We start from the raw sequence: 17,699 nt of genomic DNA on the forward strand, positions 1-17,699 counted from the left end.
AGTCACCCTGCTGCTCGCTTCTCGAGCGGCAGGGTGACCTCGAAGCGCGCACCGCGATCGCTGTCGACGCACCGCACGTCGCCGCCGTGCGCCCGCGCGATGCCGCGCGCGATCGGTAGCCCCAGGCCCACGCCTCCGGGGGCCGCGCGCGCATCGTCGAGGCGGACGAGACGCTCGAAGATGCGCTCGTGGTCCGCCGGTGGCACGCCCGGCCCGTCATCGGTGACGGCCACGACCGCGGTGGACCCCCGCCGTTCGACGGCGATCGTGACCCGTCCGGTGCGACCCGTGGCACGAGCGGCGTTCTCGATGAGATTCGAGAGCACCTGCGCGACGCGGTCGGGGTCCGCGTGGACGGGCACCGCGGCATCCGAGATCTCCGTCCGGATGTGCAACGAGGGGTGCACGAGCGGAACGCGCTCCGCCTCTGCGGTGACGAGGGAACGCAGATCGAGGTCGGCCCGCGAGAGCTCGAGGCCGCGGTCGACGCGCGCCATGGTGAGCAGGTCGTCGACGAGACGCGACGCACGCGCGGCCTCGCGGGCGACGTGCGCGGCGAGCACCTCGCGTTCGGGTCCGGCGAGGTCGGCGCGGACGAGGGTGTCGGCGGCGGCACGGATGCCGGCGACCGGCGTGCGCAGTTCGTGCGCGGCGTCGGAAAGGAAGGCACGCAGGCGCTGCTCCGCGTCGACGGCCGCCTGCTCGGCCCCCACGACGTCGTCGAGCATGTCGTCGAGGGCGGTCGCGACGCGCCCGATCTCGGTGTCGGGTCGCGTGGGGTGCAACCGCCGCTCGCGCTCTCCGGAACCGATGGCGCGCGCCACCCGCGACACCTGGTCGAGGGGGCGCAGGCTCCGGCGCACCACCAGGGTGACCGCCCCCGCGGCGAGAACGAGAACCCCGATGGACGACAGGGCCATGATCCACCGCACCTGCACGAGCGTGTCGTCGATCCCCGCCGCCGATGCCGTCAGCGTCAACGTCGAGCCGTCGCTGAGGGTCGAGCGGAGCGTGACCAGGTCGCTGTCTCCCGTCACCTCCGAGGCGACGACGCTGACGTCGCTCGAGCCGGTGGGCTGCGGAGTGGACCGGGCACCCGGCCCTCCGCCTGGACCGCCGGGGCCGCCCGGAGGGCCGTCGCGCAACTGCTCGGGGCTGGGTCCGGCGACGACGGAGTCCCCGCTCGCGCCGTCGATGCGCACGGCGAGTCCCTGGTCGGACAGTCGTACGGCGAGGTCGGAGTCGTCGACGGTGCCCACGAGGGATGCCGCCGCGGCGGCGCGATCGCGAAGACGGTCTTCGATCTGACCGCGCAGGCGCGCACCCAACGCCACGTCGACGACGATCGCGAGCACGACGAGCAGGAGCGCGACCAGGGCGACCACCGCGACGATCGTGCGGCGACGCAGCGACCCCGATCTGAGCGGGGGAGACATGCTCATCGTTCCTCGCTCAAGCGATAGCCGAGCCCGCGGACGGTGTGGATCAGCCGGGGGCCGCGCTGCTCCATCTTGCGCCGGAGGGCGCTCAGGTGCACCTCGACGAGATTGGGGTCGTAGTCCTCGTAGCCCCACACTTGCGTGAGGATCTGCGCTTTCGAGAGCGTGCGTCCGCGGCTCTCGGCGAGAAGCTGCAGCAGCCGGAACTCGGTGGCCGTCAGCTCGAGCGACACCCCGCCGCGATGCGCCGTCGCCGCGTCGGGATCGACGACGAGATCGCCCACCGACACGGTCTGCGGCAACCGCCCGCGACGGCGGAGGACCGCGCCGCTGCGCGCGACGAGCTCGGCCATCGTGAACGGCTTGACGACGTAGTCGTCGGCCCCTTCCGCGAACCCGCGCAGGCGATCGTCGACCTCGTCCCGAGCGGTCAGCATGATTACCGCCGTGTCACCGGCGGCTCTCACGAGCGGAAGCAGACGGATGCCACTCGGCCCGGGCATCATCCAGTCGATGATCACGAGGTCGGGGCGGAACGAGGCGAGACGGTCGCTGAGATCGGTCCCGTCGGGCGCCGCCTCGGTGAGGAAACCGTCGGCGCGCAGGGCCGTGGTGACGGCGATGCGGATCGTCTCGTCGTCGTCGAGGACGAGCACGCGGGCAGCGAAGGACATCCGGGCGACGATACGGACGCGGGCTGAACGCCGGTTATGGCTTACCTATGCGAAGCAGGCGGGTGCGCGGGCTTCAGGTTCGCTTCAGTCCCGGCTCGAAGTCTGGTCTCAGAGCCGGTGACCGACACCGGACGGGAAGAGAATCATGAACGACGACAACCCCACGCTGCCGCTGCCGCGACAGGACGAGACCCCCGAACCCCGCCGCCGCTCGTGGCGCGGACCGGCGCTGATCGCCGGCGCCGTGATCGTGGCCGCCGGCCTCACCGGCGGAACCGCCGCCCTCGCGGCGCAGAGCAACGGCGCGGGGCCCCTCGCCGCCTCGTCGACCTCGGCGCCCAGCGCCGACGGCGGATCCACCGGACCGGGTAGCACCCCCAGTACCGCCCCGACCCCGGGGGCCTCGCCCACGACCCCGGCCGACGGCACGGCTCCGACGCCTCCCGCGGACGCAACCGCTCCGGCGGCACCCGCCGACGGCAAGGGACCCGGCGCGTGCGGACCTGCCGGCCCCGGTGGGCCCGGCGCCCCGAAGGGCGACGCCGCCAAGCCCGCACCGCCCGCCGACGGCACGGCGCCCACCCCTCCCGCCGACGGGCAGAAGCCCACGCCTCCCGCGCCTCCGGCCGATGGCACCGCTCCGACCCCGCCCGCGGAGGGGACCGCTCCGACTCCTCCCGCAACGCCGGGCAGTTGAACAGCGCCCCGCGCTGACCGCGCGCCACGCCCTGCGCGTGCAGCGCGCGGTCAGCGCGGTGGGGCACGATCGTTCGGTGGCGAGAACTCGGACGCGCCGACGGCGGACGCCCCGGCAACGGCTGATCCGGCGACGACGCATGACGTTCGCCGCGGTCGCCATGGTCCTCGTGGGCCTGATCGCTCTGGCGGTCATCCCCCTCGTCTCCCTCACCGCCGCGTGGAACACGGAGGCCCGGCGCGAGGCCATCGACCTCACCTCGTTCAATCCCGGCCACCTCATCGACGACGAGCCGTTCTACGACGGCGATGCCATGACGGCCGATCAGATCCAGTCCTTCCTCGACGACGAGGTGGGGGAGTGCCGCAACGACTCCTGTCTCTCGGTTCTGCGGTCCGACCTGCCCGCGCGGGGACCGATCGTCTCGGATGCCACGGGCCGCACGATCTGCGAGGGCTACGACGGGGGACAGCTCACCGCCGCCCAGATCATCGACCGCCTGCAACGCGCGTGCGGGATCTCGGCCAAGGTGCTGCTCGTCACCCTCCAGAAGGAGCAGAGCCTCGTGTCGGGCCGAACGGCGCGCGCCCCGTCACCCGAGCAGCTCGGTGCAGCAATGGGGGCGAGATGCCCCGACACCGCCCCGTGCGACGCCGGTGCCGCCGGATTCGGCGCCCAGGTCGCCCAGGCCGCCACCGATCTGAAGTCGTACAGCGCCTCGGACTTCATGCGGCAGCCGGGAACGCACTATCTCGCCTATTCACCGGATCCCTCGTGTGGGGGTTCAGACGTGACGATCGCGAACGCGGCCACCGCGGCGCTGTACAACTACACGCCGTATCAGCCGAACCCGGCGGCCCTCGCCGCGCGATGGGGGACGGGCGACGCCTGCTCGGCGTACGGCAACCGCAACTTCGCGCTCTACTGGGCGCTGTGGTTCGGCTGACACCCGCTGGGCCGATCGCGCGGCCGCCCCGCGGGACGCGCGGAGGAATCACAGTGTTGTGATTTCGTTATGCACGGGCGATAATGGCCGGACAACCGAACAATCGCCGGCACTCCATCACAGGTCGTAGGGGAAGACGTACCTGACGAAGGAGAAACCATGGCGATCACGTCTTCGCGCGGAGTGATCCTGATCCACTCCGCGCCCCGCGCGCTGTGCCCCCACCTCGAGTGGGCGGTCGGACGCGCTCTCGGCCGCGCCGTCAACTTCGACTGGGCCGAACAGCCCGTGTTGACGGGCAGCCGTCGCGCGGAGTTCTACTGGGAGGGCCCCGTCGGTTCCGGCGCAGCACTCGCGAGCGCGATCCGGGGGTGGGAACACCTGCGCTTCGAGGTGAGCGAGGATCCCACGCCGCGCAGCGACGGCGGACGCTGGATGCACACGCCGGGTCTCGGCATCCACTTCGCTCAAACCGATTCGGCCGGCAACGTCGTCATCGCCGAGGATCGCGTGCGCTACGCGATGGAGGTCGCGGCCGGCGACCCCTTCGAGCTGCAGCGCGAACTCGACGTCGCCCTGGGCTCGGCCTGGGACGAGGAGCTCGAGCCCTTCCGCCACGCCGGAGACGACCAGCAGATCGTGTGGCTGCACAAGGTCGGATGAGCCCGTCGAGTGGGGGAGGCGCCACTACCGGAGGTCGGTGAACACACCCGGCACCGGGAACGCGTATCCCTCGCTTGACGAAACGAGAGCCCCCTGGCATCCCCGATCGCAGTCGGGGGGATGCCAGGGGGCTCTCGTCGTGACGGGGAACGCGCTCAGACCGAGGCGATGGCGACGACGGCGTTGTGCCCGCCGAAGCCGAAGGAGTTGCTGATCGCGAGCTGGTCTCCCGCGCCGAGCTCGACGGGCGATCCCGAGAGCGCGAACGGAACCTCGGGGTCCTGCTCGGTCAGGTTGATCGTGGGGGGCGCGACGCGGTTCTGCAGGGCGAGAACCGTGAAGATCGCCTCGAGGGCTCCGGTGCCGCCCAGAAGGTGGCCGGTGGAGGCCTTTGTGGCCGAGACGGGGATCTCGTCGACCCGATCGCCGAAGACGGCGCGCAGCGCCTTGTACTCGTTCGGGTCGCCGACCGGCGTCGAGGTGGCGTGCGCGTTGATGTGCGTGACGTCGTCGACCGACGCGCCCGCCATCTCGAGTGCCATGTGCACGGCGCGAGCGGCGCCATGACCCTCGGGGTCGTTCGCGGTGATGTGGTACGAGTCGGCGGTGACGCCACCGCCCACGATCGACGCGTAGATCTTGGCGCCGCGGGCCTTGGCGTGCTCCTCGGTCTCGAGGATCAGCACGCCGGCGCCCTCGCCCATGACGAAGCCGTCGCGGTCGATGCTGGCCGGACGCGAAGCGGTCTCGGGCGAGTCGTTGCGCTTCGACAGCGCCTGCATCGACGCGAACGAGGCGATCGTGATCGGGTGAATGGCCGATTCGGTTCCACCCGCGATGACGACGTCGGCGAGGCCGTCGCGGATGTGCTGCACCGCGTTGACGATCGACTCGGTGCTCGAGGCGCACGCCGATGCCACGGTGCGCGCGAAGGCGCGGGCGTTGAAGTGCAGCGAGAGGTTACCGGCGGCCGCGTTCGGCATGAGCATGGGCACCGTCATCGGCATGACGCGACGCGGGCCCTTCTCGCGCAGGGTGTCCCAGGCGTCGAGCAGCGTCCACACGCCGCCGATGCCGGTGGCGAAGTCGACGCCGAGGCGGTCGGGGTCGATGTCGGGCGAACCCGCGTCTTCCCACGCTTCTTTGGCCGCGACCATGGCGAGCTGCGACGAGGGGTCGAGCCGCTTGGCGACGGGTCGCTCGAGCACGGTCTCGGGGCGCACGAGCGCCTCGGCCGCGAAGGTGACGGGCAGGTTGTACTGCTCGACCCACTCGTGCTCGAGGGAACGGGCGCCGGAGGTACCGGCGAGCAGGGCGGACCAGCTTTCGGGGGCCGTACCGCCGATGGGCGAGGTGGCGCCGATGCCGGTGACGACGATGCGGGGTGTGCTCATGAGCGAAGAATCCTTGGTGCGGCCGACAGGTCGTGACCGGTGGGGGCCGAAGCCCCCACCGGGAGGTGTCAGGACTGGTTCGACGTGATGAAGGTCACGGCGTCGCCGACGGTCTTGAGGTTCTTGACCTCGTCGTCGGGGATGGTGACGCCGAACTTCTCCTCGGCGTTGACGACGATCGTCATCATCGAGATGGAGTCGATGTCGAGGTCGTCGGTGAACGACTTCTCGAGCGCGACCTCGTCGGCCGAGATACCCGTCTCGTCGGTGATGAGCTCGGCAAGGCCGGCGAGAACCTCGTCGTTGGTGAATGCCATGATGTCTCCTGTTTCTTGGGGGCGGGCCTGTCAGGCCCCGATCAGTCTAGGGTTCGGTGTCGCCGCGTCAGGGCAGCACGACGACCTGCGCGCCGAACACCAGTCCGGCGCCGAAGCCGATCTGCAGCGCGAGGCCGCCGCTCAGCTCGGGGTGTTCCTCGAGCAGGCGGTGGGTGGCGAGGGGGATGGATGCCGCTGAGGTGTTGCCGGTCGTCTCGATGTCGCGACCGATGACGACGGTCTCGGGCAGGCCGAGCTGCTTGGCGAACTCGTCGATGATGCGCATGTTCGCCTGGTGCGGCACGAAGGCGGCGAGGTCGGCGGGCTCGATGCCCGCGGCCTCGATCGCCTGACGGGCGACCTTGACCATCTCCCAGACGGCCCAGCGGAAGACGGTGGGGCCCTCCTGGCGCAGGGTCGGCCACGGGGCGACGCCGTCGCGGAAGTCGGTGAGCGTGGCGTTCATGCCCACGGCGTCCGCTTTCGAACCGTCCGAGCCCCACACGGTGGGGCCGATGCCGGGGGTCTCGCTCGGTCCGACCACGACGGCGCCCGCGCCGTCGCCGAGCAGGAACGAGATGCTGCGGTCGGTGGGGTCGACGACGTCGCTGAGCTTCTCGGCGCCGACGACGACGACATGCTTCGCCAGGCCCGCCCGCACGAGGGCGTCGGCCTGACCGACGCCGTAGGCGAAGCCGGCGCACGCGGCGTTCAGGTCGTAGGCGGCCGCGGGGTTCGCCCCGATGCGGTCGGCGACGATGGCCGAGGCCGAGGGGGTCTGCTTGGGGTTGCTGATCGTCGCGACGATCACGGCGTCGATCTGGTCGGGGGCGATGCCCGACTTCTCGACGGCTTCGCGCGCGGCCTCGGTGGCCAGATCGATGGCATCCGTGTCCTTGTTCGCGCGGACGCGCGTGACGATGCCGGTGCGCTGGCGGATCCACTCGTCGCTGGAGTCGATGGGCCCCACGAGGTCGTCGTTGGGCACGAAGTTCTCACCGCGCGCGGCACCGTAGGCGTAGATGCGCGTGTGAGCGGCTCCCTGCAGCTGACGGAGGGTGGGGGTGCTCATGCCTGGTCTTCTTTCAGGAGTGAGACGGCCGCGTCGAGGTCGTCGGGGGACTTGACTGCCACGGTGGGGGTGCCGCGCAGTGCTCGCTTCGCAAGGCCCGTGAGGGCACCGGCGGGCGAGAGTTCGATGATGCCGGTCACGCCCTGCTCGGCGAACGAGGCCATGCAGCGGTCCCAGCGCACGGGCGACGAGACCTGGGCCACCACGAGGTCGAGAGCGCGGCGGCCCTCGGTCACGACGGAGCCGTCGGAGTTGGTCCACAGCGTCGTGGCGGGGTCGCTCACCTGCACGTCGGCGGCCGCGGCGCGCAGCGTCTCGACGGCAGGCTCCATGAAAAGGGTGTGGAAGGCGCCCGCGACCTGCAGCGGGATGACGCGAGTGCCGCGCGGGGCCTCGGCGGCGAGCTCGGCGAGGGCGGGGAGTTCGCCGGCGGCCACGATCTGTCCGCCGCCGTTGTAGTTGGCGGGGGTGAGTGCGAGCGCCTCGAGGCGTTCGAGCACAGCGGTCTCGTCGCCCCCGACGACGGCGCTCATGCCGGTCTCGACGGTGGCGGCGGCCTCGGCCATCGCACGGCCGCGCAGTCCGACCAGGCGCAGCGCGTCCTGGTCGGAGAGCACTCCGGATGCCGCCAACGCGGCGATCTCGCCCACCGAGTGCCCCGCGACACCGGCGACGGAGGTCGTGGCGCGATCGTTCAGCGCAGTCCACGACAGCAGGCTCGCAGCGACGATCAGCGGCTGGGCGACGGCGGTGTCGCGGATCTGATCGGCATCCCATTCGGTGCCGGCGGCGACGAGGTCGACGCCCGCCTGCTCCGAGAAGGCCCCGAGACGCTCGCGCGCTCCGTCGAGTTCGAGCCACGGCGAGAGGAAACCGGGGGTCTGAGAGCCCTGCCCGGGGAAGACGGCGATGATCACCGTTCCATCCTGCCAACGATCGAGCCCACGCTTATGGAGATATCGACACAGATATACGGCGTGTCTTTGTGCGCGCCGTGCATCAGCGCGCCAGGGGCGACCGTCGACCCACGGGTCCGCGACGGCGCGTGGCATCCGTTCCGATCGATCCCAGGATCAGCGCGGTCTGCAGGATGAGCGCCTCCCGGGGGCCCGTGGCATCCCATCCGATGACCTCCGACACGCGCTTCAGGCGATAGCGGACCGTGTTGGGGTGCACGTACAACTCGCGCGCCGTCGCCTCGAGCGAGCGCCCGTTGTCGAGGTAGCTCCACAGCGTCGCCACCAGATCGGCGCTGTGCGCCTGCAGCGGCTGGTAGACGCGATCCACCAGCGTCTGCTTCGCAACGGCGTCGCCAGCGAGGGCGCGCTCGGGCAGAAGATCATCGGCCTCCACCGGCCGCGGGGCATGACGCCACGCGCGGGCGACGGCGAAGCCGGCGAGGGCGGCACGAGCGCTCTGCCCGGCGTCGACCAACGCGGGGACCGCCGGTCCGAGGACGAGATGGCCCGACCCGAAACCGGGCTCGAGACGCTTGGCGATCTCGGGGAAGGGCAGTTCGGCGGAATCCTCTCCACCGCGCGCCGGCAGGTCGGCACGACCGACCACCAGCACCAGGCGCGAGCCCTGCACGCCGATGAGCACGTCGACGCCGAGCTTGCGCGCGGTGCGACGCACCTGGTCGACGTCGAGTTGCGGGGGAGTGGTGCCCACGAGCACCGCGACCTCTCCGTGGCCGTGCCAGCCGAGCGCGGCGATGCGGCTGGGGAGTTCGTCGTCGGCCTCGCCGGTGAGGATCGAGTCGACCACGAGCGCTTCGAGGCGAGCGTCCCAGAGGCCCCGGGCCTCGGCGGCGCGTGCGTAGACGTCGGCCGCGGCGAAGGCGACTTCGCGCGAGTACGACAGCATCGCCTCGCGCACCTTCTCGCTGCGTCCGGCGACGCGCTCTTCCATCACCTCGACGGTGACGCGCACGAGCTGCAGGGTCTGCGTCAGGCTGACGCTGCGCAGCAGCTCACGAGGGGCCGCGGCGAAGATGTCGGCGGCGATCGCCGGAGTGGATGCCGGCTCCTCGAACCACTGCAGGAACGAGGTGATGCCGGCCTGGGCGACGAGCCCGACGGCGGACCGCCGGGCTGGCGGCATCTCGGCGTACCAGGGAAGCGTCTCTTCGAGGCGCTGGATGGTCGCCGTCGCGAGATCGCCCGAGATGCGCCGCAGCCAGGTGAGGGTGTCGGCCTTCTCCTGCGCGGCGGCCGCGACCGCGCCCGCAGACCGGTCGGGCCCGGCCCCGCCCATGGAGGCGGAACCGGACCCGTCGGTGGTGCTCGTCACGCGCTCAGGCCTCGCCACCCGCGTTGCCGCTGGTACCGGCGTTGACGTCGTGCAGGCGGTACTTCTCGATGGCCTGACCCACGACCGCGTCGTCGACCTTGCCCTCGGCGACCAGCGCCTGCAGGGCACGGACGGCGAGCGACGGACCATCGATCTTGAAGAAACGACGGGCCGCGGCACGCGTGTCCGAGAAGCCGAAGCCGTCGGCGCCGAGGGTCCAGTAGTTCTGGGGGACCCACTGGCGGATCTGGTCCTGCACCGCGTGCATCCAGTCGCTGACGGCGACCACGGGGCCGTCGGCTTCCTTCAGCTTGTCGGTGAGGTAGGCCACGCGGGGCTCTTCCTCGGGGTGCAGGAAGTTGTGCTCGTCAGCGGCGAGACCGTCGCGGCGCAGCTCGCTCCACGAGGTGACCGACCAGACGTCGGCCGTCACGCCCCAGTCGTCCTTCAGCAGACGCTGGGCCTCGAAGGCCCACGGCACACCGACGCCCGAAGCGAGCAGCTGCGTCCGGGGACCATCGCCCTCGCCCGCCGAGATGTGGTGGATACCGCGGACGATGCCGTCGACGTCGACCCCCTCGGGCTCGGCCGGCTGCACGTACGGCTCGTTGTAGACCGTCATGTAGTACATGACGTTGGGGTCGGGGTGGTTGCCGCCGTACATGCGCTCGATGCCCGAGCGAACGATGTGCGAGATCTCGTAACCGTAGGCCGGGTCGTACGACACGGTCGCCGGGTTCGTCGAGGCGAGCAGCTGCGAGTGGCCGTCGGCGTGCTGCAGGCCCTCACCGGTCAGGGTGGTGCGACCGGCTGTGGCGCCGATGATGAAGCCGCGAGCCATCTGGTCGCCGGCCGCCCACTGGGCGTCGCCCGTGCGCTGGAAGCCGAACATCGAGTAGAAGACGTAGACCGGGATCAGCGGCTCGCCGTGGGTCGAGTACGCCGTGCCCGCCGCGGTGAACGCCGCGAGGGCGCCCGCCTCGTTGATGCCGACGTGGATGATCTGACCCTGCGGGCTCTCCTTGTACGCCAGCAGCAGCTCGCGGTCGACGGAGGTGTAGTGCTGACCCTTGGGGTTGTAAATCTTCGCCGTCGGGAAGTACGCGTCCATACCGAACGTGCGCGCCTCGTCGGGGATGATCGGCACGATGCGGTGACCGAAGTCCTTGACCCGCAGCAGGTCCTTCAGCAGACGCACGAACGCCATGGTCGTGGCGATCTCCTGCGTCCCCGATCCCTTCTTGGGCAGCGCGTACGCGGCGTCACCGGGCAGCTCGAAACCGACGTGCGTGGTGCGGCGCTCGGGCAGGAACCCGCCGAGCGCGCGACGACGCTCGAGCATGTACTTGATCGTCTCGTCCTGCTCACCGGGGTTGTAGTACGGCGGCTGGTACGGGTTCTCGTCGAGCTGCGCGTCGGTGACGGGGATGTCCATCGCGTCGCGGAACGACTTGAGGTCGTCGAGTGTCAGCTTCTTCATCTGGTGGGTCGCGTTGCGACCCTCGAAGTGCGGACCGAGGCCGTAGCCCTTGATCGTCTTCGCCAGGATGACGGTGGGCTGACCCTTGTGCTCCTTGGCCGCCTTGAACGCCGCGAACACCTTGCGGTAGTCGTGGCCACCGCGCTTGAGGCCCCAGACCTGCTCGTCGGTGTAGTCCTTGACGAGCTCGAGGGCACGCGGGTCGCGACCGAAGAAGTTCTCGCGCACGTAGGCGCCGTTCTCGGCCTTGTAGGTCTGGTAGTCGCCGTCGGGGGTGCTGTTCATGAGGTTGAGCAGCGCGCCCTCGGTGTCGCGGGCGAGCAGGTCGTCCCACTCGCGGCCCCAGACGACCTTGATGACGTTCCAGCCGGCACCACGGAAGAAGCTCTCGAGCTCCTGGATGATCTTGCCGTTACCGCGCACCGGGCCGTCGAGGCGCTGGAGGTTGCAGTTGACGATGAAGGTCAGGTTGTCGAGGCCCTCGTTCGCCGCGACCTGCAGCTGACCGCGGCTCTCGACCTCGTCCATCTCGCCGTCGCCGAGGTAGGCCCAGACGTGCGAGTCGCTGACGTCTTTGATGCCGCGGTTCGACAGGTACTTGTTCGACATCGCCTGGTAGATCGCGTTGATCGGGCCGAGGCCCATCGACACGGTAGGGAACTGCCAGAACTCCGGCATGAGGCGCGGGTGCGGGTACGACGGGATGCCGTTGGGCGCCTGCGACTTCTCCTGACGGAAGCCGTCGAGCTGCGCCTCGGTGAGACGGCCCTCGAGGTAGGCACGGGCGTAGGCGCCGGGGGAGGCGTGGCCCTGGATGAAGATCTGGTCGCCACCCGACGGGTCGTCGAGGCCGCGGAAGAAGTGGTTGAAGCCCACTTCGTAGAGCGCCGCCGACGAGGCGTAGGTGGAGATGTGGCCGCCGACGCCGATGCCGGGACGCTGGGCGCGGTGCACGGTGACCGCGGCGTTCCAGCGGATCCACTTGCGGTAGCGGCGCTCGAGCTCCTCGTCACCGGGGAACTCGGGCTCGTTTTTCTGCGAGATCGTGTTGATGTAGTCGGTGGTCGGAACCATCGGCACGTTCAGGTGCAGTTCTTTCGAGCCCTTGAGCAGGCTCAGCATGATCTCGCGAGCGCGAGCCGGACCCTTCGCCTGGACCAGCTGGCGCAGGGATTCCTGCCACTCCCCGGTCTCTTCCGGGTCGCTGTCCTGCGGCCCCTGCGAATACGGATCCTGGTCGTGAACAGTCACGGAAGACCTTTCGTCGTCTGGCAGGTCATGCCAGAGAATCGCCATACGAGTGCGGCAACCCTTGTTCGCTCCGCACAATCAACCAGCGTCCAGCCTAGCGAGTCGGAACGGGATCGGATGCGCGGCGGGCGCGAGCGATCCTCGCCCTGCGCGCAGACGGTTCGATGTCGAGACGAGTGGATGCCCGTCGAGAACGCCTGCAGCCCCCGCGCCGCGACAAGGCGCTCGAGGACGCAGGTCTACCCTGAGCCCGTGAGCACCCATGAGCGCGAGGGCTTCCGCACCCGGCCGGAGCATCGCTGGCCGGTCCTGATCGCCCTGGCCGTCGGTACGGGGCTGTACGCGGTGCTGCCGAATGAGGCGTCCGGCGTGCTCCGCTACGTCGTCGTCATCGCCGGCGTGCTGTGCGCCATCCCCATGGTCGTGACCAACCCCTCCCGACTGTCGCGCGAGTCGGCGGTCGGGAGGGGGTTCGCGCTGGCCTTCACCGCCGTGCTGCTCGTGGCGAACCAGGTCGCGTTCTTCCTGCTCATCCAGCAGCTGCTGCGCGGGGAGGGAAGCGGGGCCGGCACACTGCTGGGGGCTGCGCAGGTATGGGCGATCAACGTCATCGGCTACGCCGTCGTCTACTGGGAGATGGACCGCGGAGGGCCCATCGCTCGCCGTCGCGACGCACGCGACGAGCTTCCGCCCGCGGACTTCCAATTCCCGCAGGACTCCGACCGCGACGCGGTGAGCGAGGTTGCCCGCCGTTCGTCCGACACCGAGGACTGGGCGCCCGGGTACGTCGACTACCTGTACTTCTCGGCATCCAACGCCATGGCCTTCAGCCCCACCGACGTCATGCCCCTCAGCACGCGCGCGAAGCTGTTCATGATGGTGCAGGCGGTGTCGGGGTTCATCCTTCTCGCGCTGGTGATCTCGCGCAGCGTGAACATCCTGAACTAACGCGACGCCGTCAGCCAGGTCGGGGCGCCCATCAGGTCCTCGAGCTCGGTGACCAGTCGGGCCGCGTGGAATCCGTCTGCGACCGCGTGGTGGAGCTGCAGGGAAAGGGGCATGAACAGGCGCTCGCCGCGCTCGACGTACTTCCCGATGGTGACGATGGGGGCGAGGTGCGACGCGCCGTTCTCGATGTTGAGGGTGAAGCCCGTGAAGCTCGTCCACGGCACGCTCGATACGTCGAAGGTGTTGCGGGGCGGCTCACCCTGCGGGAAGAAGTCGAGACTGTTCGCGTGCGCGGCGATGGTCTGTTCGGCGCTCGCGTGGAAGGCCGCGAAGTCCGAGTCGTACGGCACCCAGAGACAGGCGAACGTCTCCCGCTCCGGGTGGAAGACCGTGAAGGCCGGGTGGACGACGTTCCAGACGGCGGGCGCGCCCGCTTCGTCGACGCGCATTCGGAATTCCGGATGCCGGTTCACGATCGACGCGATGGCCCAGATCTGCGCGATGGAGGTGCGGCACCCCGATGCGCGCCGAACCGCCACGAAGTCGGTGACGTCGATCTCGACGGTCATCGCGTAGGTGCAGGGCGACGAGCGCAGGTAGTGCTCGAAGTGCTGACGTCGGGGCCACGTCTCGAGGTCGATCGGAGTGAGCTGGTCCATCCGCCCATGATCCCAGGAGAGAAAAGACAGTGCGACTGAAAGGGGTGGGCCCTGCCGGGATCGAACCGACGACATCCACGGTGTAAACGTGGCGCTCTACCAGCTGAGCTAAAGGCCCTGGTCCGTCCGATCCTAATCGGCCCCGTCGATCCACCGAGACGGGAACCTTGTAATATGGCACGTAGTACATATTGGAGGGCACGTGACGACCGCGACACCGCTGCTTCGCGCCGCTCGCAAGAGCCGCAATCTCACGCAGAAGGCCATCGCCGATCGGCTTCACGTCGATCAGGGGCGCATTTCGCGCGCCGAGAGTGCGGGCGAGCTCGAGTATGGAACGGTCGAGCGCATTCTCGGCGCGACCGGCCACCGGTTGTACTCTGCCCCCACTCGTCGCGACGATGTCGCGACTGCCGCGTCGTCCATTCGCTCGCATCTGCGGCGCGGCGATCGACACCGCGCGCTTCGCGCGTTCATCCAACTCAGCGACGACCTTCAGGCCGAACGCGGGCTCATCCGTGGAGTGCTGGTGGTGGCCGAGCCGGAGCCCACCGGGGAAGCCGTGTGGGACTCCGCGCTCGCCGCGCTCGTCTCTCTTCGCCTCAATGAAGAGAATCTGCCGCATCCGGAATGGACCAAGACACCGAACCGGCACCTCCCGTCACCGAGGACACTGGAGGTAGACCCCGCCGACCCGCGCCCTGGCCCCGGCGACGTACCGGAAGAATTCCTCGAGCACGGTGTCCTCATCTGGAGCGACACCCTCGCGAGCGTCTGAGGTGCCCATCCTCGGGCGGGACGACATCGTCGCAGCATTGCGCGATCTCGTCGAAGAACTCGTCGCCAGCGGGGATCGCGTCGGCATCCGCCTCGTCGGGGGAGCCGCAATCGCGCTCCGCCATTTCGAACGGGAATCCACAAACGACCTGGATGCAACAGGGGTGACGAGCCAGGACGATCATGCCGTCGCCGAGGCGGCAGCGCGCGTCGCCGAGCGACGCGGATGGCCGAAGGATTGGTTGAATTTCGAGGTCGACCAGCTCGGAGCAACTCCCTGGATCGGTCGCCCTGCCGAATGGGAGAACCTCTACGACGCCGATGGTGTGGTCATCGAGGTCGCTTCGGCGGAGACGCTGCTGGCGATGAAACTTCGAGCAGGACGCCCCGGTCGCGATGTCAATGACATACGTCGGCTGCTTCATCTGTGTGTAGTCGGCACCATCGATGCGGCGGAGGACCTTTATGAGGGGTACTACCCCGGCGACAGCATGAGCGCACGGACGCGGGGATAGTTGAGCGGATCCTCGAAGAAGCCTCGCCACCACCGCTCCACCCGGTCGACCCGATTCGGTGGTGACCGCGCACCAGGTACGCGTACCGCGGATGTCCGAGGCCCGGGGTAGCGTGGGGGACGTGAATGCCGATCCCGCCGACCAGCGCAAACTGCTCGACCTCGCCGACCTCGACGCGCGTATCCACCGTGACGAGAAGGTCGCCGGCAACCCACCGCAGGCCGACCGCGTGCGCGAGCTCATCGCGCAAAGGGCGACGCTCACGCAGGAGCTTTCGACGCGCGCCAACGTCCGCGACGACATCAACGCCGAACTGAAGCGCCTCGAGTCCGACGTCGCCGTGGTCGACGCCCGCATCGCCCGCGACACCGAGCGACTTGCCGCGTCGTCGAACCCCAAGCAGGCCCAGGGCTTCGAGAGCGAGCTGACCTCGCTCAAGCGGCGCAAGAGCGACCTCGAAGACATGGAGATCGCGCTCATGGAGCGGCTCGAGGCAGCTGATGCCGCTGTCACCGAGCAAGAGGCAGTGATCGCCGACACCAACGCGCAGGGCGCTCAGCTCAGCGCCGAGGCCAAATCCACCGTCACCGACGCGACCACGCGACTCGAGGGCGCGCGCCGTGATCGTGAGGCCGTGGCCGCTTCGGTTCCCGCCGACTTGCTCGGGCTCTACGAGCGGCTCGCCTCGCGCGGCAACGGTGCCGGACTCCTGCGTGCCGGGGCGTGCGAAGCGTGCCGCATGGTGCTTCCGCCGAGCGATCTCGCCGTCGTCCGCCGCGCGCAGACAGACGAGGTCGTGTTCTGCCCCGAGTGCGGCGCGATCCTCGTCCGCACCGAAGAGTCCCGATGACCCGAGACGGCCGTGGCCTCTGACACGGTCGTCGTCGCCCGCGCGGCATCCGGTTCCCCCGTCCTGATCGAGCTCGACGCCGACGCGAACCCGCTTCGCTCGACCGAGGTCGACGAGCTCGTCGCGGCCGTCCGTGCGCGCGAGCACGCGGGCGACGTGCGCTGGGTCTGGCCCGACACCACCACCGCCTACCCAGAGCTGCTCAATGCAGGCGTACGCGTCGCGCGAGCGTGGGACCTTCGGCTGGTGCACGCGATCCTCCGCGACGCCGTGGCCGTCACCGACGACGCCGGGCTCCGCCGCGCGACCGCCTGGGATGCCGCATCCACCCCACCCGACGCGGGCGACGCCCTCTTCGACCTGGGGGAATCGGCATCCGGAGTCCCCGAATCCGCCGACGAAGCGGTCGCCGAATACCGGCGCCAGCATGGCGCCATCGCCGCCGCAGCGACACCCGGCGCCCTGCGGCTGCTGGCCGCCGCCGAGTCGGCCGGTGCGCTCATCGCCGTCGAACTGCACGCGGCGGGCGTGCCGTGGAGTGTCGAGGCGCACGAGCGCCTGCTGGAGACCGAGCTCGGGCCGCGGCGCGGCGGCGGGCTCCCGGAGCGCATCGAGCAGACCGCCGCCGTCGTCCGCGACGCGCTCGGCGACCCGAAAGCCTCGCTCGACTCGCAGCCGCGACTGCTGCGCTCCCTGCACCGCGCCGGCCTGCTCGTGCAATCGACGAGCCGCTGGGAGCTGTCCGAGCACGACCACCCCGCCGTCGCCCCGCTGATCGCCTATAAAAAGCAGATGCGCCTCTACACCGCGAACGGCTGGGCGTGGCTGGCCGAGTGGGTGCGCGACGGTCGGTTCCGTCCCGTCTACGTGCCGGCCGGCGTCGTCACCGGGCGGTGGGCCTCGTCGGGCGGGGGAGCCCTGCAGATCCCACGCGCCCTGCGGACCGCGGTGCGGGCCGACCCCGGCTGGACGCTCGTCACCGCCGACGTGGCCCAGCTCGAACCCCGTGTCCTCGCCGCGATGGCACGTGACACGGCGTTGGCCGAGGCGGCATCCGGTCGCGATCTCTATGCCGGCATCGTCGAGCGCGGTGCCGTCGCCACCCGCGCCGAAGCGAAGCTCGCGATGCTCGGGGCGATGTACGGCGCCACCACCGGAGAGAGCGGACGGCTTCTCCCGCGGCTGCGGAGCACGTTCCCCTGCGCGATGCAACTGGTCGACGACGCGGCGCGCACGGGAGAGGACGGCGGGGTCGTTCACACCTGGCTCGGTCGGACGTCCCCCACTGCTGGGGAGTCCTGGCGCGCGCTGCAATCTCGGGCGAGCGACGCTGCGGCATCCGGGATCGACGAAACACGCGCGCGCCGATCCGCGCGCGACCGCGGACGCTTCACACGCAATTTCGTGGTCCAGGGCACGGCAGCCGAGTGGGCGCTGGCATGGCTGGCCGACCTCCGCTCACGTCTCGCGAAATTCCCCGAGGTGGATGCCGCCCACGCGGCGCCTGCGTCGGGACCGGTGTTCCACCGGGCGCCGCACCTCGCCTTCTTCCTGCACGACGAAATCGTGGTGCACACCCCTCTTGCGCACGCGGATGCCGTGGCCGACGCGGTGCGGGAGGCGGCGGCATTCGCCGGGCGCTTGCTCTTCGGAGCGTTCCCCATCGACTTCCCCCTCGACCTCCGCGTCGGCACGACCGCAGACAAGGGCTGACAGGCGCTCGGT

The 17,699-nt window shown here is 70.1% G+C and carries 17 protein-coding genes and 1 tRNA gene; 8 read left to right on the plus strand and 10 right to left on the minus strand.

Features of this window, described 5'->3' with window-relative positions; all coding sequences use genetic code 11:
• Nucleotides 1-2: 2 nt before the first annotated feature.
• A complete protein-coding gene (locus ASE56_RS14910) occupies nt 3-1,442 on the minus strand; it encodes a HAMP domain-containing sensor histidine kinase (protein ID WP_235557013.1) in 1,440 nt (479 codons plus the stop codon).
• Nucleotides 1,439-2,113, minus strand: a complete 675-nt coding sequence (locus tag ASE56_RS14915; RefSeq protein WP_056231404.1) for a response regulator transcription factor — start codon at nt 2,111-2,113, stop codon at nt 1,439-1,441. Before ASE56_RS14915 ends, ASE56_RS14910 begins: the two co-directional genes overlap by 4 nt.
• 145 nt (nt 2,114-2,258) lie before the next feature.
• Here ASE56_RS14915 and ASE56_RS14920 point away from each other — a divergent pair, with 145 nt between their 5' ends.
• From ASE56_RS14920 to ASE56_RS14930, 3 genes are all read left to right on the plus strand, one after another.
• Nucleotides 2,259-2,810, plus strand: a complete 552-nt coding sequence (locus ASE56_RS14920) for a hypothetical protein (protein WP_056231408.1) — start codon at nt 2,259-2,261, stop codon at nt 2,808-2,810.
• Between the two features lie 139 nt (nt 2,811-2,949).
• A complete protein-coding gene (locus ASE56_RS14925) occupies nt 2,950-3,756 on the plus strand; it encodes a hypothetical protein (RefSeq protein WP_056231411.1) in 807 nt (268 codons plus the stop codon).
• Between the two features lie 159 nt (nt 3,757-3,915).
• A complete protein-coding gene (locus ASE56_RS14930; protein ID WP_056231415.1) occupies nt 3,916-4,419 on the plus strand; it encodes a DUF3145 domain-containing protein in 504 nt (167 codons plus the stop codon).
• 155 nt (nt 4,420-4,574) lie between these two features.
• Here the strand turns inward: ASE56_RS14930 and ASE56_RS14935 are convergent, their stop codons facing one another.
• The 6 genes from ASE56_RS14935 to aceE all read right to left on the minus strand — a co-directional run bounded on the left by ASE56_RS14935 (nt 4,575) and on the right by aceE (nt 12,225).
• Nucleotides 4,575-5,813 carry a beta-ketoacyl synthase gene (locus ASE56_RS14935; RefSeq protein ID WP_056231419.1) on the minus strand — a complete coding sequence of 413 codons (1,239 nt, stop codon included), beginning with the start codon at nt 5,811-5,813 and terminating at the stop codon, nt 4,575-4,577.
• Between the two features lie 68 nt (nt 5,814-5,881).
• On the minus strand, nt 5,882-6,130 hold the full coding sequence (locus ASE56_RS14940) for an acyl carrier protein (protein WP_022880558.1): 249 nt from the start codon (nt 6,128-6,130) through the stop codon (nt 5,882-5,884).
• A gap of 67 nt (nt 6,131-6,197) precedes the next feature.
• Nucleotides 6,198-7,202 carry a beta-ketoacyl-ACP synthase III gene (locus ASE56_RS14945; protein WP_056231429.1) on the minus strand — a complete coding sequence of 335 codons (1,005 nt, stop codon included), beginning with the start codon at nt 7,200-7,202 and terminating at the stop codon, nt 6,198-6,200.
• Entirely contained in the window at nt 7,199-8,119 is a 921-nt protein-coding gene (locus tag ASE56_RS14950) for an ACP S-malonyltransferase (protein WP_056231434.1), read from the minus strand. The genes ASE56_RS14945 and ASE56_RS14950 overlap by 4 nt, the downstream gene beginning before the upstream one ends.
• 82 nt (nt 8,120-8,201) lie before the next feature.
• A complete protein-coding gene (locus ASE56_RS14955) occupies nt 8,202-9,458 on the minus strand; it encodes a CdaR family transcriptional regulator (RefSeq protein ID WP_056232370.1) in 1,257 nt (418 codons plus the stop codon).
• Nucleotides 9,459-9,498: 40 nt separating this feature from the next.
• Complete coding sequence (aceE, locus tag ASE56_RS14960; protein ID WP_056231438.1) at nt 9,499-12,225, minus strand: pyruvate dehydrogenase (acetyl-transferring), homodimeric type; 2,727 nt, start codon at nt 12,223-12,225, stop codon at nt 9,499-9,501.
• Nucleotides 12,226-12,477: 252 nt separating this feature from the next.
• Between aceE and ASE56_RS14965 the strand changes: the two genes are divergently transcribed.
• Nucleotides 12,478-13,173 (plus strand): DUF1345 domain-containing protein, encoded by a 696-nt coding sequence (locus tag ASE56_RS14965; RefSeq protein ID WP_056231440.1) that lies wholly within the window; start codon nt 12,478-12,480, stop codon nt 13,171-13,173.
• Here ASE56_RS14965 and ASE56_RS14970 read toward each other — a convergent pair.
• Together ASE56_RS14970 and ASE56_RS14975 are read right to left on the minus strand one after the other, a co-directional pair.
• Nucleotides 13,170-13,832, minus strand: a complete 663-nt coding sequence (locus ASE56_RS14970) for a CatA-like O-acetyltransferase (RefSeq protein WP_056231442.1) — start codon at nt 13,830-13,832, stop codon at nt 13,170-13,172. The genes ASE56_RS14965 and ASE56_RS14970 overlap by 4 nt on opposite strands.
• Nucleotides 13,833-13,877: 45 nt before the next feature.
• A tRNA-Val gene (locus ASE56_RS14975) sits at nt 13,878-13,950 on the minus strand.
• A gap of 84 nt (nt 13,951-14,034) precedes the next feature.
• Here ASE56_RS14975 and ASE56_RS14980 point away from each other — a divergent pair.
• From ASE56_RS14980 to ASE56_RS14995, 4 genes are all read left to right on the plus strand, one after another.
• A complete protein-coding gene (locus ASE56_RS14980; protein ID WP_056231447.1) occupies nt 14,035-14,610 on the plus strand; it encodes a helix-turn-helix transcriptional regulator in 576 nt (191 codons plus the stop codon).
• A 1-nt stretch (nt 14,611) separates the two neighbouring features.
• Nucleotides 14,612-15,124: a hypothetical protein gene (locus ASE56_RS14985; RefSeq protein ID WP_056231451.1), complete on the plus strand. Its 513-nt coding sequence runs from the start codon at nt 14,612-14,614 to the stop codon at nt 15,122-15,124.
• Between the two features lie 121 nt (nt 15,125-15,245).
• Nucleotides 15,246-15,974, plus strand: coding sequence for a zinc ribbon domain-containing protein (locus tag ASE56_RS14990; RefSeq protein ID WP_056231456.1), 729 nt, complete (start codon nt 15,246-15,248; stop codon nt 15,972-15,974).
• 12 nt (nt 15,975-15,986) lie between these two features.
• Nucleotides 15,987-17,687, plus strand: a complete 1,701-nt coding sequence (locus tag ASE56_RS14995; RefSeq protein WP_081349734.1) for a bifunctional 3'-5' exonuclease/DNA polymerase — start codon at nt 15,987-15,989, stop codon at nt 17,685-17,687.
• The last annotated feature ends 12 nt before the right edge of the window (nt 17,688-17,699 follow it).

The sequence above is a fragment of the Microbacterium sp. Leaf203 genome (assembly GCF_001421275.1).
Classification (GTDB): domain Bacteria; phylum Actinomycetota; class Actinomycetes; order Actinomycetales; family Microbacteriaceae; genus Microbacterium; species Microbacterium testaceum_A.